The sequence below is a fragment of the Candidatus Methanoperedens sp. genome, assembly GCA_027460535.1.
Lineage (GTDB): Archaea > Halobacteriota > Methanosarcinia > Methanosarcinales > Methanoperedenaceae > Methanoperedens.
The window spans coordinates 81,211-103,637 of sequence record JAPZAR010000022.1 but is presented as its reverse complement, the minus strand read 5'-3'; the positions used below and the strand labels follow the sequence as shown (position 1 = coordinate 103,637).

At 43.7% G+C, this 22,427-nt stretch carries 21 protein-coding genes and 1 tRNA gene; 7 read left to right on the top strand and 15 right to left on the bottom strand.

From position 1 onward, the window contains the following. Window positions 1-200: 200 nt before the first annotated feature. The 5 genes from O8C65_09335 to O8C65_09315 are packed head-to-tail and all read right to left on the bottom strand — an operon-like array spanning window position 201 to window position 7,336. On the bottom strand, window positions 201-2,756 hold the full coding sequence (locus tag O8C65_09335; GenBank protein MCZ7357124.1) for a VWA domain-containing protein: 2,556 nt from the start codon (window positions 2,754-2,756) through the stop codon (window positions 201-203). Beyond that, on the bottom strand, window positions 2,756-4,621 hold the full coding sequence (locus O8C65_09330; GenBank protein ID MCZ7357123.1) for a BatA and WFA domain-containing protein: 1,866 nt from the start codon (window positions 4,619-4,621) through the stop codon (window positions 2,756-2,758). Before O8C65_09330 ends, O8C65_09335 begins: the two co-directional genes overlap by 1 nt. Before the next feature lie 3 nt (window positions 4,622-4,624). After that, entirely contained in the window at window positions 4,625-5,494 is an 870-nt protein-coding gene (locus O8C65_09325) for a DUF58 domain-containing protein (GenBank protein ID MCZ7357122.1), read from the bottom strand. Window positions 5,495-5,497: 3 nt separating this feature from the next. Then, window positions 5,498-6,445 (bottom strand): MoxR family ATPase, encoded by a 948-nt coding sequence (locus O8C65_09320; GenBank protein ID MCZ7357121.1) that lies wholly within the window; start codon window positions 6,443-6,445, stop codon window positions 5,498-5,500. Window positions 6,446-6,457: 12 nt separating this feature from the next. Next, window positions 6,458-7,336 carry a hypothetical protein gene (locus O8C65_09315; GenBank protein ID MCZ7357120.1) on the bottom strand — a complete coding sequence of 293 codons (879 nt, stop codon included), beginning with the start codon at window positions 7,334-7,336 and terminating at the stop codon, window positions 6,458-6,460. 158 nt (window positions 7,337-7,494) lie between these two features. Between O8C65_09315 and O8C65_09310 the strand changes: the two genes are divergently transcribed. Then, window positions 7,495-7,568: transfer RNA gene (locus tag O8C65_09310), tRNA-Phe, on the top strand. A gap of 71 nt (window positions 7,569-7,639) precedes the next feature. Here O8C65_09310 and O8C65_09305 read toward each other — a convergent pair. Then, complete coding sequence (locus O8C65_09305) at window positions 7,640-8,818, bottom strand: NAD(P)/FAD-dependent oxidoreductase (protein MCZ7357119.1); 1,179 nt, start codon at window positions 8,816-8,818, stop codon at window positions 7,640-7,642. Continuing rightward, window positions 8,815-8,988: a 4Fe-4S binding protein gene (locus O8C65_09300; protein ID MCZ7357118.1), complete on the bottom strand. Its 174-nt coding sequence runs from the start codon at window positions 8,986-8,988 to the stop codon at window positions 8,815-8,817. Before O8C65_09300 ends, O8C65_09305 begins: the two co-directional genes overlap by 4 nt. 444 nt (window positions 8,989-9,432) lie before the next feature. On the opposite strand from O8C65_09300, the gene O8C65_09295 reads away from it, so the two are divergent. The 3 genes from O8C65_09295 to O8C65_09285 all read left to right on the top strand — a co-directional run bounded on the left by O8C65_09295 (window position 9,433) and on the right by O8C65_09285 (window position 11,162). Next, window positions 9,433-10,476 carry a DUF362 domain-containing protein gene (locus O8C65_09295; protein MCZ7357117.1) on the top strand — a complete coding sequence of 348 codons (1,044 nt, stop codon included), beginning with the start codon at window positions 9,433-9,435 and terminating at the stop codon, window positions 10,474-10,476. A 342-nt stretch (window positions 10,477-10,818) separates the two neighbouring features. Next, window positions 10,819-10,959: a hypothetical protein gene (locus O8C65_09290; protein ID MCZ7357116.1), complete on the top strand. Its 141-nt coding sequence runs from the start codon at window positions 10,819-10,821 to the stop codon at window positions 10,957-10,959. After that, complete coding sequence (locus O8C65_09285; protein MCZ7357115.1) at window positions 10,956-11,162, top strand: MoaD/ThiS family protein; 207 nt, start codon at window positions 10,956-10,958, stop codon at window positions 11,160-11,162. The genes O8C65_09290 and O8C65_09285 overlap by 4 nt, the downstream gene beginning before the upstream one ends. Window positions 11,163-11,533: 371 nt before the next feature. Here the strand turns inward: O8C65_09285 and O8C65_09280 are convergent, their stop codons facing one another. From O8C65_09280 to O8C65_09270, 3 genes are all read right to left on the bottom strand, one after another. Further along, window positions 11,534-12,535 carry a hypothetical protein gene (locus tag O8C65_09280; GenBank protein MCZ7357114.1) on the bottom strand — a complete coding sequence of 334 codons (1,002 nt, stop codon included), beginning with the start codon at window positions 12,533-12,535 and terminating at the stop codon, window positions 11,534-11,536. Window positions 12,536-12,684: 149 nt separating this feature from the next. Further along, complete coding sequence (gene priL, locus O8C65_09275) at window positions 12,685-13,728, bottom strand: DNA primase regulatory subunit PriL (protein MCZ7357113.1); 1,044 nt, start codon at window positions 13,726-13,728, stop codon at window positions 12,685-12,687. Between the two features lie 2 nt (window positions 13,729-13,730). Further along, window positions 13,731-14,468: a DNA polymerase sliding clamp gene (locus O8C65_09270; GenBank protein ID MCZ7357112.1), complete on the bottom strand. Its 738-nt coding sequence runs from the start codon at window positions 14,466-14,468 to the stop codon at window positions 13,731-13,733. Window positions 14,469-14,586: 118 nt separating this feature from the next. Here O8C65_09270 and O8C65_09265 point away from each other — a divergent pair, with 118 nt between their 5' ends. Both O8C65_09265 and O8C65_09260 read left to right on the top strand, forming a co-directional pair. Further along, entirely contained in the window at window positions 14,587-15,075 is a 489-nt protein-coding gene (locus O8C65_09265; GenBank protein ID MCZ7357111.1) for a hypothetical protein, read from the top strand. 110 nt (window positions 15,076-15,185) lie between these two features. Then, window positions 15,186-15,776: a response regulator gene (locus O8C65_09260; GenBank protein MCZ7357110.1), complete on the top strand. Its 591-nt coding sequence runs from the start codon at window positions 15,186-15,188 to the stop codon at window positions 15,774-15,776. A gap of 245 nt (window positions 15,777-16,021) precedes the next feature. Here the strand turns inward: O8C65_09260 and O8C65_09255 are convergent, their stop codons facing one another. Continuing rightward, a complete protein-coding gene (locus O8C65_09255; GenBank protein ID MCZ7357109.1) occupies window positions 16,022-16,345 on the bottom strand; it encodes a hypothetical protein in 324 nt (107 codons plus the stop codon). Window positions 16,346-16,536: 191 nt separating this feature from the next. Here O8C65_09255 and O8C65_09250 point away from each other — a divergent pair, with 191 nt between their 5' ends. Further along, complete coding sequence (locus tag O8C65_09250; protein MCZ7357108.1) at window positions 16,537-19,272, top strand: MEDS domain-containing protein; 2,736 nt, start codon at window positions 16,537-16,539, stop codon at window positions 19,270-19,272. 61 nt (window positions 19,273-19,333) lie between these two features. Here O8C65_09250 and O8C65_09245 read toward each other — a convergent pair whose 3' ends face one another. From O8C65_09245 to O8C65_09230, 4 genes are all read right to left on the bottom strand, one after another. Further along, complete coding sequence (locus tag O8C65_09245; GenBank protein MCZ7357107.1) at window positions 19,334-20,230, bottom strand: right-handed parallel beta-helix repeat-containing protein; 897 nt, start codon at window positions 20,228-20,230, stop codon at window positions 19,334-19,336. Window positions 20,231-20,323: 93 nt separating this feature from the next. After that, entirely contained in the window at window positions 20,324-20,620 is a 297-nt protein-coding gene (locus tag O8C65_09240) for a hypothetical protein (GenBank protein MCZ7357106.1), read from the bottom strand. A gap of 20 nt (window positions 20,621-20,640) precedes the next feature. After that, the gene (locus O8C65_09235) at window positions 20,641-21,456 is read right to left on the bottom strand and encodes a metallophosphoesterase (protein ID MCZ7357105.1); all 816 of its coding nucleotides are present in this window, start codon (window positions 21,454-21,456) and stop codon (window positions 20,641-20,643) included. After that, a complete protein-coding gene (locus O8C65_09230) occupies window positions 21,453-22,427 on the bottom strand; it encodes a hypothetical protein (GenBank protein ID MCZ7357104.1) in 975 nt (324 codons plus the stop codon). Before O8C65_09230 ends, O8C65_09235 begins: the two co-directional genes overlap by 4 nt.

Here is a 22,427-nt window from a genome sequence, read left to right as displayed (position 1 = left end):
GGGGAATTTGCCAACATCAGGCTTTCACCCTTCCATATTTTTTGCATTTTAAGACTGGAGAAAAGATAGATCTGAACCTTAGAGTTACAGTTATAACAATGCATCAGAAGCATGTCAGGCAAAAAATCAGTCAGATTTTGCAGAATGGGGATAGAGTCCCAGCATAAATTTATTAACATATCATTGTGGTCCCGCCAAGTTTATTCAGGCGCCTGTTGAATCACCTGTTCCGCCGGAGCAACGGCTCGAGGAGGATTATCTTGAATCACGGGTCTTTCCTTCCTGTAATCCTTAAGCCTCCTGACTATCACTTCTCCCAGGAACAATACAAGAGCTGCAAGCAGGAAAGGTTCTTTCTGGCTCATCGGTTCCTGCACAGTCCTTACTGCCTTTTCCTTTATATCAAGGAGCAGCAGACCTTCCACTTCACTCTCATCATAAACGCGCCCGCCGTTTGCATTGATAACTGAGGTGAGCTGGTCATTAAATCCAACATCCCTGTACTCAAGCGGGTAGTTCACAGCTATCCCGTATCCTGAAAGGTCGTGAAATCCCCTATCTTCATCTCTATCAAAATTTAAGGAATACTCGAATGTAGAAGGTCCGGTAGAAGCCAGATTAATATCTGTTTTCCCATCAAGTTTCACGATAGGCGGGGTTTTCGAGGTAACTACAATTTTTCCAGACGTGCCGCCCCAGATATCCTCAGCCTGTATCACCACGCCCTCCTTAGGCCGCGGGTCGCCTATTGCCCAGTTAATCATCGCCGAGATGAGGCGCGAGTTCTCGCCGCTGTAAACCTGCGAAGCCCAGGGTCTGGACGGGTCGCTATCGGATGGATTGCCATTATCGGTTGTGAACGATGCAACCCTTCCGAGACCGAAGCCCCATGTGGTGAGGATAGGTTTTCCTTGTATTGTTGCAACAAGCCCATCTGAACCAAGTTTTGGCGTTACATCGTTGTATCCTGTCACAGAGGCGGTTAGGTTGATGTATTTCGTGATGAAATGGTTGGTATCTATAGCAACAAGAGGATATTGATGGCTGATTTCAGGGGTAGTTGTAGGAGTAGGAGTGATACTTGGCTGTTCTTCATAATTAATATTCACCTTTTGTTGAACTTCAATAGGATAATAATCCCCACCAGTTTCTTTTGCTAAGATTTCCATAAACGCTAAACCATCATACGCTACATTACTATATTTTACATTATTAATGTTGTATTGCCAAGATGCTGGTGTGCCTACAACATGAACTGCTATAATTGTAATACCACTAGTATGTACTTCTTTAGCAGCATCTAGAATTTGGGCGAATCTACCTTGTTCTTGTAATCCTCCATCAGAAAGTAATATTATCTGATTTTGACCAGGAAATTTAGAGAGCATATCTCTTGCAGCAAATAGCGCGGTGTCTAAAGCAGTTTCATCTCCAATATTAAGCCCACTCTCCACCTGTTTTTTGATATCATCAATTAAATTTTGCTTATCCTGCTGATTAATCAAATGTCTCATATCAAATGTTTTTACGCTCTTACCAAATATTACAACTCCTAAATTAGCATCAACTAATTTTTTATCATTAATAATATTTATAGCATTTCCAAAAATTGTAGTAGCTGAACCACCTTCTATTGTGCTTGAGGACGAATCAATTATAATTACAATGTTCCTTCCACCTTTGTACTCAGCAGCCCTCGATATTATTGGAAGCATTGCCTCAACAGGTGAATTATTGTAATTTCCCTTATCATAAGAGGCATCCCCGCCTACCACAACCAGACCTCCGCCGCTCCCGACGTATTTTCGCAGAGAATCCGCGCTCAACTGCGCCGCGCCCTTGTTGTCTATAATCACAGCCTTGTAAGCTGAAAGGTCGTCGGGCACATCGCCTGAGGTTGTGACCTGGTACAGGCTGCTTGCGACTGTGTAAAGCGGCGAAGTTTTATCATCCGTCACTGCAAGCACCTGCGGCTTAGGAACCACGAACACCGACCTGTAGAAAACATTGTTGAGCGGATTCCAGTCCTCGCCGCTCGGCGTTATGGTGGCGGTTACCTTGTGCGATCCAAGTGAATTGAATGTATAAGAAACCGGAATGACCTGGGTGCGCTCTGATTGTGTGATTGTATCGCTTTTCACAGGCGTCCCGTCTATCTGGACATCGAGCCTGTAAGTAGTCTCATTTCCCGCCTGCCTCACCACGATATTAAAAGTGTTTTCATTCCCGATGATAAGATTTTTGGCGCTTGCTATCTCAACGCTCGCATCATTATGTATGGGCGTCTGCCTCACAGCAAAAACTTTTGTCCCGGTTTTCGAGACAAAGGAGATTGCATCGAACAGGTCTTTGCCGTAGTTATTGTTCCCGTCGCTCACAAGCACTATGTTATTGTTCCCCTCGGCATCTTGGATAACCTCGTCCCCTATAGGAGATTTAATCCCTGCAAACTGTTTGTATGTGGTAGGGGTTTTTGATTTTATGGCTTCGAAGAGCTTCTGTCCCGTATCCTTGTTAAATAAATCCATGCTCAAAGTCTGGTCTGAGACAAGCGTAATCCTGGGCGCCTCATCCCTTATCGTGCTTATGCCCAGCGTAAAAGGCGAGGCAAGTGCGATTATGAGAAGGCTCAGGATTATAATACGCGAGATTATAAGCAGCCTCGGAATGCCTTTCCTGATGGCATACCATCCTGCAAGAACCACCGGGCTTATGAGCAAGAGCATAAGGGGATTCGTAAGCTGGGGGAACTCCATTACAGTTCACCTCTCCAGCGCAGGTAGTACAGTTCAAGGAAAACAAGGAAAATCCCTGCGATTATTAAATAAACATCAAGGTATTGCGGCTTTCTGATAACCTGGACATTGTACGGTATTGCATTTGTGCTCGTCGGGTTCGCAGCAGGGGTAAGACCAGCTGGCGCGAGGTTTGATTCTGTTTCATCGTAAAGATTTACTGCCACATTCTTATCGGGCAGACCATAAATCCCCACTTCATCAAGCAGCAAAAGGTCTGTGGTAACACTATCAGTTGGGGTTTTTACGGTCTGCATGGCAGGGAGTTTGATAAACTGTCCGGTATTTGCGTTGTATTCGCTCACATCCAGGCTTCCGCTTATCCATTCCAGCATCTGCTTCCAGAACAGCGGGTAATCCGCATGCGAATGGAAGTCGTTCCATATATTCTCATTAAGCGGGTCATAGATATTATCACCCATCGGGTCTGCAAGCCCGGAATATACCACCATGCCCTTCCCGAATTTCCAGTAGGCAAGCATTACAGAGTTATCCCCTCCTTCAACAAGGGATATTGCGCCCCGTTTTAGACTTGCCTTGAAATGTTTCTTTACGTCTATTTTATCAATGTCTATGCCACCTGTTATCATGGTGGGCTGAACGATATTCAGCGATGTCCCGTTCGAGAGGGAACCAAGTGTCACGGGCAATAGATCAGTGTCCTTTAAACCCGGCGAGGCGATTATCACTGCATTTCCCCCACCCTTAACATAATCGGACAGGCTCTGTAATGCATCTGATTGTAAAGGAGAACTCACAAATACAATCGAATAATCCGGCATTGAAGGGATGTTTTTGGTATCTGTTTTTTTAACTGTGGTGAATGTGGTAAGACCGAGAGCCACGACTGAAGGAGATTTTGTATTATCGGTTATGTAAAGGAGATTATGTTTTACCGAGTTTGGTTTTATCACATAGGCATTGTCATCCAGAGGAAGGGCATCGTCTGCGCCGAGTGAGATTTTCGTTATTCCGGGTGCCAGGTTGCTTATTGCAAAGTTCTGGCTTGACTGCCCTTTCAGGTTAAGCGTACTTGAAAGCACGTTCTGGTTATCAGTGGTAACATCAATTTTTACATCCTGTGCTTGCGTATTGAAGTTTTTAATTACAATCGTATAATCGCCACCGGATTCAAACCAGCCGTTCACAATGCCTATGTTGGCAGTCCTTCCGCTTATTGTCACGAAATCGACGTTGATGCCATTGGCTTGCGCAAGTGCCTTCGCAACCGAAGGGTCATCGCCAATCCAGCTCGTAAAATCAGAGAGCACTACTATCCTGCCCCCTTCTGGAAGCACCCTTCTCCCGAGAAGAATGGCACTTGACAGGTCGGTACTCGTGGCTTTTGCCTTCAATTTTTTAAGCGCATCCGATGCGCTGCTCGAAGGTGCGTCCTGCATCACCATCAAAGGCACGCTTTCAGCAAGGATTATGGTGTTCTTTGCCGAGAGGAATTTTTGCGCCTCATCAACTGCGCTTTCAAACTTTGTATTGCCTGAAGCGGTTTTAGCCTGCATGCTCCCCGAGGCATCGAGTATAATCACGGTTGAACCTCCCCCGGCTTGCTCGTTTGCCATAATGAACGGCACAGCTACCGCAAGCGAGACTAGAATAAGCACGAACAGCTGGATGAGGAACAGGGGGTCTTTGAGGAATTTCCTGAAAATATTGAGCCTCTTTTTCTTTTCAAGGTCAAAAAGGAACATGAGAGAGGGTATTTTTAATTTCCTTGGCCTTGGTCTTAAGAGGTATATTATTATAAGGGGTATTATGGAAAGAAGAGCGTAGAGCCCCGCCTGATTCGCGAACTGATCCAAAAGACTCATTTTCTACCTCTTTCCTACCTTCTTTACCTGTCTCTGGTTTATAACTTCGAATATGGCGTCGAATACAGGTCTATCCGTGGTTACGGTATGGAAATCCGCCCCGACTGCGAGGCAGGTCTCTTTTATTCCTGCGATGTGGTCACCGAGCAGCTTTTCATATTCTGCGCGAAGGCGGGGACTTGTATAAATATCAATTTTTTTGTCTGTTTCAAGGTCGATTAATTTTGCCTCGCCTCCGAGGTTGAGACTTTTCTCCACAGGGTCAAGCACCTGGATCAAAACAAGCTCATTGTCACCGAGCCTGAATATCGCGCTCTTGATAGCATTGATATCGGTCATGAAATCGGATATGATGAAAACAAGCGATCTTGACTTTATAATAGCGGCGTACTTTTCCATGCAGTAATCAAACCGAGTTTTTCCCACAAGCACCGTGTTGTTAAGGAGGTCGATTGTCTGGGAGAGGTATCTCCTTCCTCGCTTGGGTTTTGTGATATTGATCTCTTCTGCGAATGTGGATACCCCGAACTTCTCGTTATCTTTGGTTACAAGATAGGCAAACCCCAGGGCGAGCATTGCAGCGTAATCGAACTTGTTTCGAAAATCCATGCTCTTGCTTGTATCAAGCAGTATATGCGTTGTCAGGCTCTTTTCTTCTTCGAATTCCTTGACATAGAGCTTCTCGGTGCGCCCGTACACTTTCCAGTCGATTATCTTAAAATCGTCTCCCTGCGTGTATTCGCGGTAGCTCACAGGCTCCATGCCCCTCCCTCTCAATATGGAACGCCTGCTCCCGCTGTAGGCTGTGGATACGCGTTTTCGCACCATGAATGAGAAGCGGTCAAGCTCCTTGAAAAACGAAGTGTCAATCATTTTTTATTTCACATTTTTCAGAAGATCAGAAATCACCTGGTCTGTGGTCATGCCCTTGCGTTCTGACTCAAATGTGAGGATAACCCGGTGACGCAGAACCGGATATGCCATTGTATCAATATCTTCAGTACTCACATAATTCCTGCCTCTCATGAGCGCCCTTGCCTTTGCAGCAAGGATAATGCCGATGGAAGCTCGCGGCGAGGCTCCGTATTCGATATGCTCGCTTTTTGCCCGCGTTGCAAACACGATGTTAATGGCTCTTTTCTTGATATCCTCTGCTATGGGAACATCCCTTGTGAGTTTCTGCAGTTCAAGCAACTCGTTCTTCGAAACCACCTGTCTTACCGATGGAGTGATATTTTTCGTATATCTGTTAACAATTTCGTTCTCATCTTCAACCGTGGGATAATCCATTAAAATTTTAAGCAAAAACCTGTCAAGCTGCGCCTCTGGCAATGGATACGTACCCTCCATTTCAATCGGGTTCTGGGTTGCAAGGATAAAAAACGGCTTATCAAGGGGATATGTTTTATTGCCAATTGTTACCTGTTTTTCCTGCATTGCCTCAAGGAGAGCACTCTGCGTCTTGGGCGAGGCCCTGTTAATCTCATCTGCGAGTACGATGTTTGCAAAAACAGGCCCGGCTTCAAAACGGTACTGTTTCTTCCCGCCCACATCCTCTATAATGGTTGTGCCTGTGATGTCAGAAGGCATAAGATCGGGCGTGCACTGTATCCTGCTGAATTTCAGGTCAAGTGCTTTTGATATGGTGCTTATGGTAAGGGTTTTTGCAAGCCCGGGGTTACTCTCCACAAGCGCGTGGCTGTTGCAGAGAATAGCTATCAATATATGTTCAACAGCTTCATGCTGCCCTACAATTACCTTCCCGATTTCATCAAGAAGTTCCTTGAAAACGCCTTTTGAGCTTTTATATGTCTCGTCACTCATGTTTAACCTCTTTCATATTTTACTCCTTTCAACTGCATAATCCTGGATTAATTTCTTCTCGGCTTGGGTTTTTTGCATCAGGATGCTGTATCCTCCATCTGAAACATTGGAACCCAGGACATCCACAGGGTAAGCTGCTGACGCTATAAACTGGTTCTGTGGTTGGCTTGCGACACTTGGCACAAAACCTGTTCCAATGCCCGCATGAAGGGAAAGGTCAATATTCTTGCCTTCAAGGGATGCAATCTTTGGCTTGCCGATGATGTCTCCGCTACCCTGGCTTCCCACGTTCTGGAGGTTCTGAATGGGGCCCACGGGAATTATTACCGTTTCGTTACCAGTTCCATCAGCGCCCGTTATATTTTTGAAATTATTAGCTATGGTTTCAGGAGGAATGGTATATGTGCCTGGGTTTGATGAAATCATAGCAACACCTGCGATGAATATGATAGTTACGAGAATTTTTGAGATTATCGTGGTTTTTGCGAGAAGATGGGATGATGAAACAGTTGTGAGCGCATCAGAAACATTATCTTTTAATGAATCAACTATTACATTTGTTTCATTCCTGTTATCATACGCTGTCATGAGCCTTTCTTTTAATTCAGAATACTTATTTTCTATCAACAGGTTTACATTGATTTTACTGTCTTTTTTATGCATCAATAAAGCGCTTATTATCGCGATAATGAAAGCCAGGATAGGTGGAACGAATTTGACTGGAATCGGTAAATAGAAAGAAGATTTATTCAGGAAATACTCAACCTGGAAGATTACAAAAATTGCATAAAATATGCTAAAAACTGAGATTAAATCCAGAAGGAAAAGAAACCTCATGCGTGATAAAAATCCTGACCTGATTTTTTGAAGTTTCTCCAGGAAATCGCCCATTCAGTCACCTTCCCGGCTTTATTGCTTTTATTTATATTAAGTCTTGGGGATGCGAAACGTTTTTCTATCCTCAATCATATCTTGTGCCTCATCCCAGGGATGTTTATTGATGATTTCCGAAGGATAGATATACGATGTCATCAATTAGCACCCTTTATGCCCAGATAGCTCAGCCTGGGAGAGCGCTGCGCTGAAGACGCAGATGTCCCCGGTTCAAGTCCGGGTCTGGGCATGCTTAACCTAAATGCCTTCTGAATCAGATTTAATAGATTGAAGTAATATTCAATAACAGCAATGGGTCCTTCAATTGAATAACGTTCTGAGTTCCCAGAGCAGTTTTGGGTTCTTTTTGAACAGCACATACAGCAATTTCGATAGTTCCATTGTGCTCACATCCATCCCGTCAAGAGAGTGCGCAAGCTGATTCAGCTGCTCATCGGTGAGTTTGAGCACCATGTTTTTGACAAGCAGGGATTTACTCAACTCTTTTCCAATGGTTGCGCGCCATCTATCTTCGTATTCTTTTAATGTCTTGACAGAATAATCTCCCTTTTCCCTTGCTTTGATGCAGACTTCACCCGCCATCTTTCCTGCATCCATTGCATTGATGATCCCGCCGCCCGTCAGGGGGTCGGACTGTCTTGCGGCATCGCCAACAAGGATAAGACCGTTTGCAACTGTCTGTTTTATCGGACCGCTGACAGGAACGCCGCCCACGACCATTTCAACTATTTTTCCATGCGGTATGAAAGTATCTATGAATTTCTGGAGATGCGAAATAGCCCTGATACTTCCTGATTTGCTTCCAAGTATCCCGATGCCAACATTCGCGGTATATCCGCCTTTGGGGAATACCCAGACATAACCCGATGGAGAATATCTTTCCCCTAAATAGAACTCACTGTACTCACCCGGGTCCAGGTTCGAGACAAGAAATTGCGCGCATGTCTCAATATCCACAGGTCTCAATGAAGTATCTATCCCGCCCCACCGCCCGACTTTGGATTCAACGCCGTCCGCACCTATTACTATACTGGCCGTTATCTCACGCGTTTCACCCATGTACATGGCTTTTATGCCAGAAACATTCCCATTGTTCCTTAACAATCCTGTTGCCCTCGTCTTCACCATGACCTCAACACCTGCCATGGCAGCTTTCTGGGCAAGGACACGGTCGAAAACTTTTCTTTCAAGTGTATAACCCACATCTTTCATTGCAGCATCCCCTGACATGAGTATCTGCGTTCCGTCGGGAGATATTATCCTTGAGCCCTTCACCTCGGCAGCTATCCATCTTTTATCGGGTTCGATATGTTTCTTCAGAGCATCCTTGCCCACGCCTTCCGCACACCTGACGGGATCCCCTATCTCCTGCCTTTTTTCAATGAGCAGGACATCAAGTCCTCCCTCTGCGCAGGTTTTTGCTGTTATCGATCCCGCCGGCCCTGCCCCCACGACAATAATATCGTACTTATTCTTCATTTGACCACCGACAGGGCACCCACTGGACATATCTTTGCACATACCCCGCAGCTGGTGCAGGTATTATCCACTTCAATCCACGTCTCCACCAGCTCAAGCGCACCCACCGGGCACACCCCCACGCAGGCGCCGCAATATCCGCATTTATAACGATTTACATTAACGCTCATAGGCTTGTCTGCTAATGCAGTTTGCACATATAAATTTTATTAAGTCAGGTTCGTTCAATCCGTAGATTTGGGAGAAAAAGCCATTCTTGATAGTTGTCTTTTGAAATTCCTTTAATCCTATCGAAAACTCACGTATCCCGATCATGATCTGGAAAATTTGACATGATTTCCACTGCCATTGATCTCAGAAAGCCTCCAGAAGTAGGTGCCTGTTGACAAGTTTGATATCGTTATATAATAAATACAGTTTTTCTATTGTTTTTCCCGAGATACCAGCCTTTAATAATTTTACTCTTTCCTGTGAAGTTTCTAACATTCTCCCCATTAAAGAAACACCCGTTTTTTACATATCTACATTGACTATTGGTTATATAAATATTGTGATTCAAATAAGATGCAATCCTTTAAGATATTGACATCAAATAGGAGAAGGAGTGATGGTTTTTGAATGAAATAATATTCAAGGATGCTAAGGTAACAAAGCCAGAAGATAATCAGCCAGAACAGGTTAAAAAAATATTCTCTCGTATTTCCCCTGTGAAAAAGGGGGATATCGTTGCAATAAAAATACATCCCGGGGAGTATGGTAACACCACCCACGTGAGACCTGTAGTTGTAAGAACCGTGGTCGACCTTGTCATTGAGGCCGGCGGGATACCTTTTGTTACAGACACAACAACGCTGTACAGGGGCATGAAGCTAAATGCTGCAGACTTGATAAAGGGCGCTGCCATGAACGGTTTTACCCATGCCAGTATGAACGCGCCCATTATTGTCGCCGATGGGTTAAGAGGCGGGGATGGGAAAAAGATACAGATCGATGGGGATGCGCTTGACAGCATCACCATTGCCGGGGCTATAGCGGAGGCGGATTCAATGATCGTGATATCGCATGGAAAGGGACACCCGGCTTCCGGATTCGGCGGGGCAATGAAACATCTTGGCATGGGATGCCTTGACCGAGCTGGAAAGATAAGGGTACATGAGGTGGGAAAACCTTCGATCGACCCTGAAAAATGCATCCAGTGTGGCGACTGCGTGGAGGTATGCCCCTGGGGTGCCATAACGCCTCCTGAGATTGACCAGTCAAAATGTTGCGGTGAGTTGTCATGCGCCGAAGCCTGCCAGCAGGAAGCGATCATTCCGCCCCCGGATGCCGGCGAAAAGATGCAGAAAAGATTGGGCGAAGCCGCATTTGGCCCTATTAAAGCCCTTAAAGGCAGGATCGGGTATATTAACTGGGTTTACGACATCACTCCTGGATGTGATTGCTTTAATTTTTCAGGTGAGCGGTTCGTTGAAGATATAGGGATACTTGCCGGAAAAGATCCTGTGGCATTGGATTCCGCAACGATCGATCTTATTAACCAAAGGATGGAGAAAAATGGTCAATCGATAAATACCGTGTGGGGCGTGGATCCCTGGATACATATCGAGGCCGCAGAAAAAATAGGATGCGGGAGCAGGAAGTACAAACTTATCAAATAGACGGTGGAAAGAATAAAGGTTCAGCAGTATGGTCTATTCCATTCAGACCTTTCATATGTTTTTTCCCGGAGGGGGCGGCATATAGATTTTCTGGCTTTCCTGTTCGACAACATTACAAGATTTGAGCATACGCGGATGAAAGCTGAACTCTGTAGCATCATCTCTCTTTTTTTATAAAACACTTTAATTCCTCAACCCATACCTTAATAAATAGAGGAAGCCAAATTAAGATGGACAACGAGCCTTGGTTTCGGTTTAATATTTTAATAAACAATTAAATTTTCAAATTAGAGCTTCAATAAATAATTAAATCTGGAAAATCAAAGAGAAGCGAGGAAAACCATGTCAAAACTTAAAAAGCGGGAACTGGAGCGGAAAGGTAAAAAGAAGCAGCAAATTCTTGAAGATAAATTGAATGGAGAGCATCTTGGGGAGTTAACAAAAACTGAGGGAGAGTTGGAGGAATTAGAGGAAACCCCTTGAAGGTAGATGTAAAAATCCTATCAGGTGGTGTCAAGGAAAGAACCCTGGAAGTTCATGGAGATACCACTTATGAAGAAATGCTCTTGTCCCTTCAGATAAACCCTGAACTGGTTATTGTATTCCGAAAAGGTGATCCAGTACCTCTTGATGAGAGAGTGACGCCCGATAGCGTAGAAATACTCAGAGTAGTGACAGGTGGATGATGTTCATCTGTAAATCGATAAGTTTATGTTCTTATAGAGACTCCTGTTTATAGGAGACTGTCATCCTGAAAGGATGCCTAGATATATATGAATAAGAAAATATCTGAAATCGAACAAAAACGGCCGGTTTTGCTAAGCGAGGGGAAAAAAAAGGATTCGGAAGAGCTTGAGTCATGGGTAATTGAGGAATACTTCGTTCCTTACCAAGCCTCTTAAATTTTTTCCTCGGAGGGGTAAATGGAGGTAATGGGAGTTTGCAGCATCTGCGGGCGGACGGCGAAGATGCATACATGCATGCTTTGCGGAAGACTCGTATGTTCTAATTGTGTTACAAGAGATGGGGTATGTATCAGCTGCTCTCATGGGAGAACCTACTCAGCCTCCAAAATATAGAAATATCGCGTGGATATGGAATCGCTGATGGATCTTAAAAGGAGTTGTTTTGCTTTTTCATCGCTTGTTACTACACCGAACACGCCAAGCGGTATCGAAGTGCTTGCATGGAACGATCCACCTGCAACTTCACCCCAATCCCCGAATGCTTTCTTAAGAATGCTTTTCATATTGAATTCCATATTTTTGGATTCAGCATAGATGTAGGCTTTTGTAGCGTTTATGGCCAGTACGAGAGCTGTAGATACTCCTTCAATATCCAGCATGTATTTGCAGACCTTCGGGATGGTAGCCGGGTCTTTCACATAACCAACCGTCGTGAAAAGCGAAGCACCTTTTATTATTTTGTTGCCTATTGCGCGGGAAAGGTCCTCGAACGTTTCGAATTTTGCCGAGGGGCGTTCGAGACTGTTTAGCAACTCCATATCCGCATAATTATGAATATACCAGTAAGCTTCGAGATCTTCCTTTGTAAAATTCGTTATCAATGTCTTGGTTTTGTCCCTGATCGCAAAGAGAAGGAGAGTTGCCACCCTTTTATCTATCTGCATCCCCAGTTTTTTCAGATACTCTATTAGAATGCTTGATGTTGTCTCGGTGGACCTGATATCCCGATATGTAGAACGTATCCCTTCGGTGTTGCCCAGTGAATGCCCAATAACGATATCAGGATTCAATCCTTCACTTGCAATCTCAAGAGGTATTAGATCAACAAAAGCTATCGTGTTCTGGGGTTTGGATAATCCCGGTATATTTATAACATCATCGCCAAGAATATTGATGAGAGTCTTGTTCTGGATCGCGCCTGTATAATATATACTGGCATCTGTGTTGTAATGCTCTGCAATCTGCTTAAAGGCGAGTGAACTTGCAAGCGCATCCGAATCAGGATTATTTTTTGTGTATATATAGAGCTTTTTGTCCTCCGACAACACTTTTTTTAAAGCTCGCTGCTTCCAGAAATTAAAACTCTTGAACATTCTTGGGCCTATATAGATATTCATCTGGATATATGTTTTGTGAAAATCACTTGTTTCATGATCGTCCGGGAATATCCACCGGAAACATCCTTTCAAGCATGGAACCAGGGATATTGAGAAACGAAGAAAAAACAGGGTTGTTGCTTGATTTAATCCTTATCATTATTTTTTCTTGAATTGTCAGCTTTTTTTTTCAGGATCCACGCTTTTCTCCGGTAATAGGAAAGCGGATGCGAGATCCGATCGCACAGCGGCTCCCTGCCAAAACAATTCCCGTATGTTGTCATGGTCGCACACGACGGGGATTTGTAAGCTGTACCGGTGGCTCCGTGGATATGCATCACCTGGTACCTTGTGCGTTCCTCATCAAAATCGGGTGAGACTTTGAACATTTCCATGATGCCTTCGGTGTTCATTCCCACGTTCAGCAGAAAAGAGGTGAGCGCAAAACGCATCGAATGAGCCAGGTTCATTCCTGCCTTCACATTTGACAGGGCATGCATAATGCATGGAGGAAAGCAGTCGGGCATTATCTCTTTAAATTCTTCTATGCTGAACTCTGATTTGCGCACGCTAAGGTTATTGCGGATATCAGCGAGGTAAATCTCAAGAGCCGCACAAATCCCTGGTGGAACATCGAGCGGCAGGCTTGATTCTATCCTTTTTTTTATGGCTTCTTCCAGAATCCTCGAGAGCTCTTCCTTCGTGAGATGTACCCACCCTCGATTCATTTTCCTGTTTATCAGCTTCCATTCATGTTCGTGAATGGAACTGGCATACCTGATATAGTGGGTAAAATACACCAGGTATCCTCTCTCATCGATCCCAGCATCGATATCGAAATCCAGGGCAAACTCTTTAAGGGATGCATGTGGCAGTTTCTTTACCTGCCCATACGAAGATTTCGCTTCTGCAAGCGCATATCTCCGAATAAGATACGCGTCATTGATGCAAGAAACGAGTATCCTGGCAACAGGATAAGATAATAGTTCTTTTTCCGCACTTATCCGATCGGTGCACAGAGGTTTGAGTATGCCATCTCCGATAGATTCAAGCACGCGACCTTTCCCCCGCTCCCTTATTTGCTCGAAGGCCCTGTCTGAAAAAAGCTCATCGAGTTTGAAATCCAGGTTTTCTACATATTTTAGAGCGCCATTAATAAAAGGAAAATTTGCAAAATCAAAAACATCCATGCCTACTCAGATTCAACCCTCGGAGCGAGCATATAACTGACGTCACCATGACCTTCTGCGATCTTGAATCTGATCTTAAGAGGGTAATCCTTTCCTATGTCAATAGTGATCTCGCTGGCTTTACCAAGTATCTTGCTCATATCAGAGAGATAATCAAGTGAGAATAAGGATTTTGCATCTCCTGGTTTAATTTCTATTAACTGGTCTTTTGTCATCTCAAGACGAACGTTATCTGTATCCCCATCTGCTTCCATGAAAAAGGTATCACCCATTATCCCCATGGACATATAATCGCTAACTTTCTCAGCAGCTTTTACCGCCCGTTTCAGGTCTTCCCCTCTGATCACGATGCGGCCGGGGAGATCAAGAGCTGGCACCTTTGGCTCCTTCCTGATAGAAGAAGGATCAAGCAGTGACATTGTATAGGAAAGCCCGCGCATGCGAAGGATGAGTTTATGAGCCGTCTCATCCAGCTCAAGTTCGATATTGTCACCCTTTTCTGCCATCTCCATTATACCGTTCAATTTTGTCAGGTCGATACCGAGCTCCCCTTCCGTAGCTTCAAAAGAGTCAAAGGCATCTTTTGCAATATCAAGACTTACCATGGCAACGTTCGCAGGGTCAACGGCCCTTACTGATATCCCGTCCGGGTTGAGTCTGAATTTAGCTTCATCTACAAGTGTTGATATCGATTCAATCGCATCCTTTAATTTTTCTGCGCCTATTACCGCCTTAAACATTTTAAGCCTCCTCGTTACCTAATAATACAGGATATTAATAAGTTATTCTATCTATTTTATTCTATCGATTAAGGTGTCGATACTTTCATATCTAACTTACGCTTTTATTGGTAAAAAAATGGCAAAACGTTCTATTGATATAGCACTTACAGAGGCCGAAGCGGGAGAAGGGCTGGAAACGGTCTATGAGAACGTATGCACTCTCGCGACGGAGCCTGAATTGTGTTTTAATTATGCGACTACTGATGAACTGAGAGAATGGAAGTTCCTTGAAGGGTGTTTTAGCGCTCTTTTGCGGGATAAGAAAGATGTGATAGTCCAGGTAATTACGACATACCAGGAAAGAAACGGGGCGGCTCTGGCCTACAAAGCAGACGTGAATTATTTCAAGAAGAATAACTATGGAAGACCTTTAAAGGGAAAAATGTTGGGTGATGACTCCATCATGTTCAAGAAAAACCAAAGTGACGGGATCACCTATAATATACTTTTTTTAAAAAACACATTTTTTGCAGCGATAAGCGGCAAATATAAAATTGAGAAGGCGGAAAATATCGACCACATCACAGGTCTCGCCGAAAAAATCGAAAGTAAAATCCCAGAATGAGAAACATTTCGGGATTCGACTTTAACTTTTTATAAATATAAATCTCCTTATCCAAAAATTGAAATAGTAAAAATGAATATATAGTTCATTCAAATTTAAATGAGCTCTATATGCACTGGCGTGAAAAGGAATTGCTTACTGCAATTAAAAAAGGAAAACTGACAACCAGCGAGGTAGTTGCCAAGGTCAATATGAGCAAAGTGACAGCCCTGAAATACCTTGAGATGCTTAAAGAAAAAAACCTGGTAGATTTCGAAGAGATAGGGACTGCGAAAATCTGGTTTTTGAAAGAAGAAAAAGGTCAAAATATAAAGAATATCAAAACGATGAAATTACTGGTCGCTGATGATGACAAGAATGTAATAACCATTATCAGGGATTCGTTCGACCCCGAACAATTCGAGATTTTGGAAGCCGTGAATGGAAAGGAAGCTCTTGGGATGGTATTCGCAGAATCGCCTGATATGCTTATCCTTGACATTATGATGCCCGACATGGATGGATATAAGGTATGCGAGGAGCTTAAGAAACACGAATCCACAAAAAAGATTCCTATTATAATATTGTCCGCCAAAACCAGTATAGAGGATAAGCTCACAGCAATGGGCCTGGGTGTAGATGATTATATCGTAAAGCCTTTTGACCCCAGAGAATTAAAAGCAAGGATCAAACTCAGGTTGAAACCCGTAAGCATTGATTGATCGTTAAGAAAAAAGTTAGCGGTTCAAGTAGGACCGGAAGATGGCGAATCCTCCCAGTTCACATCACAATAAAGATACCTTTGAGCCGGAGGTAATTGGACTCGATATCCTTACTTGTGAAACCGGCTTTAAGGAGCGCCACTCTTTCCTACCTGGATTCTCTCCAAGACTTCCTCTGGTTGTCTTGAGGGTATTACTGGATCGAAAAATAGAGAATTGAGGAGTTCTTCTTGATTTTCAAACATTTATGCTTCTATTTCAGGATATTGACTTATCATCATTCCCGCGGGCGTCGCATCAACAATGTTTTCTCTTGATATCTTGACCTTAGCCTCATTGAACTTCTTCTGCCACTGGCTTATCTGCTCTATCGCGAATTTGGCCTGATGGTAATGGTTAAGTCCCTTAAATTCCTTATTCACATCATTCAAAAGGTTTTTGATCCTGGCTTCATTCGTTTCTTCCATTTTCTTGGCCTCCTGTATCTGCCCGCGATTAAATTGGGAATGTGCCCCGCACTGCATCCGATGCAGGACAGGGGCACGATAAATCCCGCTCCCTTGGTTCATTATCGCAGACAAAATTGTACAATGACATAATGGTATTTAAAACTTTCTAATTGATTCGTTTATTTTTAAACGATTGATAAAAAAGCTTTATAATCAGAAGGAACAATTAACCCTTCTATGGATGGACAAATCTATCTGGCGAAGATAGCTTAATTCTCGTTAAAAGAAAGAATAGCAAAATATAGTAATTTATGACCGAATCAAGAAACTATAAATCCAGGCTTTTCAATGAACTGGAAAAACTTTCTTCACATGACCATCTTTGCCTGATTTATGAATCCCTTGAAGAACAGAAAGCGACAGCGTTATCATTCATAAGAATCGGGTTGGATCGGGATGAGAAATGCCTATACATAGCGGATGATAACACCGCTGCTGCTGTTCTTGAGGCCATGCGTACCGAAGGCATTGATACAGATTCAGCCATCAGGTCGAAAGCCTTAGCGGTCGTTACCAAGCGCGAATCGTATCTTAGGAACGGGTATTTTGATCCTGATCTAATGATACAGTTCCTCAGGGAACAAGTAAGTTCAACAAAGGCAGCGGGCTTCAAAGCACTTCGGATCGCCGGGGAAATGACATGGGCACTTGGGAGCGAGATGGGCGCTGACCGGCTGATGGAATATGAGGCAAAATTGAACCATTTATTTTCCGATAACGACATCGTTGCAATCTGCCAGTATAACAGGAACCGTTTTACACCCGAAATTATCCTTGATGTGATCCGTACCCATCCAACTATAATATACGGATCAATGATCTTTGATAATTCATATTACATTCCGCCTGATGAATTCTTAAAACCAAAAGAGCAACAGATCTCTGATGAAGTAAAAAGGCTGCTGAATAATGTCCAGGATCGCCAGAAAGCAGAAGAGGAGCTGCGCAGGGCTCAGGAAGAATTGGAAATACGGGTGGAGGAAAGAACAAAAGAACTGGGGGAGGCCAATGAAGCATTACGGACTGAGATAAAGGAGCGCAGAAAAATCGAGGAGGCGCTTCAGGCAAGTGAGAACACGTACAGAACGCTGCTTGAAAATCTTCCACAAAAAATATTTTATAAAGACGTTCATTCAATTTATTTGTCGTGCAACGAGAACTACGCACGCGATTTAAAGATCAGACCGTATGAGATTGCCGGGAAGACGGATTATGACTTTCACACCAGGGATCTGGCTGAAAAATACATAGCGGACGACAAACGAATTATTGAGTCGGGTAAGACAGAAGAAATAGAAGAGAAATATATTCTGGATGGAAAGGAACATTTTATTAATACGGTAAAAACGCCTGTCATAGATGAGAATGGGAATATGGCAGGTATACTTGGCATTTTCTGGGATGTAACTGATCGGAAGCGGGCTGAAGAAGAACGGGAGCGTCTGATCGAGGGGATACTTGATCAGCAGCAGCATGCGGAGAATCTGGCCCTATTGCTGAAGAAGGAAAGGGATACGCTCAACGTAATCATGGAGAATACCGCTACCCAGCTTGCCTACCTTGACCCGAAATTCAATTTCATAAGGGTAAACTCAGCCTTTGCAAGGGGCTCTGGTCACAGCAAGGAAGAGTTGATAGGGCATAACCATTTTGAGTTTTTTCCAAATCCGGAAAATAGGGCGATATTTGAAAAAGTGAGAGATACTGGAAATGAAATGGAGTTCAAAGCAAAGCCCTTCGAGTTCATTGACCAGCCCTGGCGGGGCGTTACATATTGGGACTGGACACTTACACCCATTAAGGATAATTCCGGATATATAGACAGGATGGTGCTGTCTCTTACTGATGTGACCGAACGTATCGAGATGGAGCAAGTCATACAGGAGGCTCTAAAATACGCGGAGAGCATCGTGGATTCAATACAGGAGCCATTCTTGATCCTGGATAAGAACCTGCATATAAAGACAGCAAATCATGAATTTTATAAAACCTTCAAGGTCTCGATAGAAGAGACGAACAATAAATTGATCTACGACCTCGGGAACGGCCAATGGGATATTCCAAAGCTCAGAGAACTTCTTGAAGAAATTATCCCGGAGAACAATCAGTTCATAGATTTTGAGGTTGAGCACGAATTCCCCCTCATAGGGCGAAAGACAATGGTGCTCAACGCCCGGCGGATCTACAGGGATACCATCGATAAGCAGATGATCCTTCTTGTCATCGAGGATATCACAGAGCGCAAAAAAATGGATGAATTACGCATTGAAAATGAACGTCTGATAAGTGCAAGCAAGGCAAGGTCTGAGTTTTTGACCATTATGAGCCATGAGCTCAGGACACCTCTGACTTCAGTAATCGGGTATTCAATACTTCTAAAGGAAATGGGTCACGGTAAATTGAATATGAAGCAGATGGCCTATGTAGACAGTATTCATGCAAGCAGCAATCACCTGCTTTCCCTTATCAACAGCATGCTTGACCTTGCAAAATTGGAAGCAGGAAAGCTGGAAATGGTAACAGAAGACATATCTGCAAAGGATGCCATAATCGAGATTCTCGATCTTTTCAAAGAAAAAGCTGCAAGCCGTAAGATAGTCCTGGAAAAAGAATTTGAAAGCCATCTTGTGATAAAATCAGACAGACAGAAATTCAAGCAGATAATCTTTAACCTGCTCAGCAACGCTTTGAAATTCAGCAAGGAGGAGGGAGGAACTATTAGGCTATCGACGAAGAAAGATGGGGATATGGTCAGAATTTCAGTTTCTGATACGGGCATAGGAATAAAGAAGGAAGATATGACCAGGCTTTTCCAGAAGTTCGAGCAGCTTGATAAAGGATTATCTCGAAAATATGATGGGACAGGTCTTGGACTTGCTATCACAAAGCAGCTCGTTGAGATGCAGGGGGGGAAAATCACTGCCGAGAGCGAGTACGGAAAGGGCAGTACATTTACCTTTACGATACCCGTATCAGGGGAGAAATAAAAATTTTAATGTCAAGAAAAATGTTCCCGGATTATCCCTTTTCAGAGAATAAATCCGGCGATCATCTTGTTTTCCTGCCCGTTAAGACCAGAATGATAACGGAGACCAGAACTGCAATGCCTGAAAATCCAGGCGTGGATTTTTTAGTTTCCGCATTAGCTACAGATTTTTCAGGAGATGCAGGAACTTCCTCCGTTTTTATTGTAACCGCACCTGAGAGTGGGTAATTATCCTGTGCTTTTGCCCCGCCTGGTATAAGGTTTGGACCGCTTCCTTTCTTGTATGTGCTCCAGTAATTGCCTGATTTGTCCCCATCCCATGAATTTAATCCGCTGTTATCATACGCCTGATCGTCTATAAAATTATTGGAATATATGTGGTTTGTGCGCGCTGAATCTGCATATAGCCCGAATTTTTTGTTTCCCTGGATGTTATTGTTGTATATGTTATTATCATTGGATGAGAATATGAAAATACCATAATTACCATTTGATGATATCTCATTGCCCGACACTGTATTATTATTGCTTCCAGAATATATCGAAATACCTACCGCATTGTTTATAAGAATTGTATTTATTACAACATTATTATTCGCCCTGTAAAGACTTATTCCAGCATCGTCCTGTCCGCTTCCACCGCTGTTCTGCACTGTCAACCCGCTGATCCTGACGTTATTTGAACCATCTATCTTGATGCCGCTGCCGATTTTCCTGCCATCGATAATTGTTTTTTCCCCGTTCTTCCCTGTGATCGATATACCGTTCTTTTTTATAACAAGGTTCTCAGAGAATGTTCCTTCTCCTACCGAGATCACATCGCCAGTTTTTGCTGAATCTATTGCTGACTGGATCGTAGGATAGGTCTGTCCCTGCCCAACGTTTAGAGTGTCCGCGCTTGCGGCTCCGATGCCAAGGAGTATCATTAAGATACACAACACGATTTTATTTGATATCATAGTCCCTCCGGTATTAATTCGCGTTTTTATATAAAAAGATTGCGAGTGCTATGGGCGAAAGTTTACCATGCGAGGGGATTGCCCCTTCCCTGCCTATTTGATATTTGCCAGCAGCTCATCCAGTCCTTTTGCGTTAAGCCTGCAATTTTCCCCATCCACCTCTGCATAACACATTTTCACAAGGTAATCAACCTGCAGTTTCAACTGCTGCTCTGTCAGCCCAAGCTCTTTCATTATTTCCTTTTTTGTCTTCCCGAAAGCTCCTATTGATTTTACTATCTTTCTCCTGACCGGGTTTTCAAGAGTCCGTATCATCAATTGATGGTCATGAGGAGTTTTAGTCGCGCATGCATCGGGTTCCTGTGGTATTGTGTCGATTTCATCTTCCATTCATTTCACCATTTTAGATTTTATCCTTGCCGGGACTTATATCTTTTGCGTATCCTCGTGATGCCAAGTCTCTTGATACCTCCTATCGTGCCCAGATCGGTCCCATCCAGCAGGAAGGCTCTGGCTTTTTCAAGCCCGATAGCATGGTTCGCAAAGAGAGGCCCCAGGAGTTCTTCATGGATAGACTCATTAAAAGGTATGCCTCCGCACAATTCATTAAAAGCAGGCATTATGATGACTTCTGGGTCCATCCATTTCACATGGTCTCCATAATGCTCCTTTATCGCCTTTTCCATAAAATGCGTGCGTATCCATACAGGCTCAGATACTCCATGCCCCAATGAATCAGTGAACCTTATCGCAGGATGATTATGGGACATTACAACATACGATGTTGAAAGTAATTCCATATCAGGCCATGTGTGACCGTGGAAATAACCCACACTATCAAGCACGAAACCCCTCATGCTGCGGACAGTGACATGCTCCGGAATGAGTTTTTCTATATCCCCATCATGATTCCCTGGCACAATGTCAACGGGTGCAAAAGAGGCCAGATCCTCAAGAAATCCCGGTACTTCCTCTTTTTCCTGCCACGATGTCTTCGGGACATTGTGTTTGATATCTCCAAGTAGCACAATCCTGTCCGGCCTGACCTTTTGCAAATAATCCCGGATGCGCTTCTTTCTCTTTTCGATCTGGCTTGGGATACTGATGCCGCTGTAATAAAGGTCCCACTCTATACCAAGATGAATGTCCGCTATACTAAGCGTCTTAAAGGAATTCTCGACAACCAGGGCAGGCTCGTTCAATAACGGGTCAACTATCATTTTCAAACTTTCCGCAGCACCCCGATCTTCGGCTCATAGCATCTTCCCTCTTCCATAAGCTCTTTGATGCCGGATTCCACGATTTCACCGCCAATACCTGCCTCCATAGCTTTTTCTACAACCTGGGAATAATTTGCTCCCTTGCCGGTATCAAGTTTATCGATTATGGCTGCAATGATCTCTTTGGGTTCGGGGGGTTTTTCGATTCTTTCGGGTTCCGGAGTGGCTTTATTTTCGATATATTCTATTCCTTTAAGGTCAATTATCCTCTCCGGTATTTCCCCTATCTTTTCCTTTTCCCCTGGATTTTTCTCTGCGACCTGATCTTCCTGATTATTTTCGTTAGATACCGCTTTGATGGCCTGGATAACCGCAGTTCTCAGTTCTTCGATAATTCTATCCAGGTTTTTATAATGTTCAATCGCCCGGCTTATACCATCCGCAACAACCGGGCTATTGCCTTTCTTCATCAAGAATTCTTTCAATTCATTTCCAGATAGTTTCGAGTTCATCGCTTCTTTGATGAGCCCTACGCGCTCAAGCGTGCGTTCCGCTGTATCAATTACCCACCTGTCCCTTTGATTTTCATCCGCAATATTTATTTCTTCAGGCCTTACCGATGTGTATACACTCCCATCTTCAGGTTCATATTTTCTTGCCTTGCCCACGACAGCGACATAGGCCGGAACGTTTAATTCAGATAGAAAAATAGCGGCTTCCGGCTGGTACTGTCCCGCGTATGCAGTGAACACACCTGTAGGGTCAGCGATGCGAGCTTTCCAGAGACTATTATCCTGTCCAATGTTTTCCACTTCAGTCACCACACCGATAATAAAAAGCCGGTTGCATTTAACACCCGTAGGTGTTATTATGTAATTCGGCGCCCTCTCATCACCTTCGCTCATGTGAAGATTCGATCTGTTAAACTCCCATGCAAAGATGCGCCATGCAACTTCCCTATCGAGTATCTTTTCCAT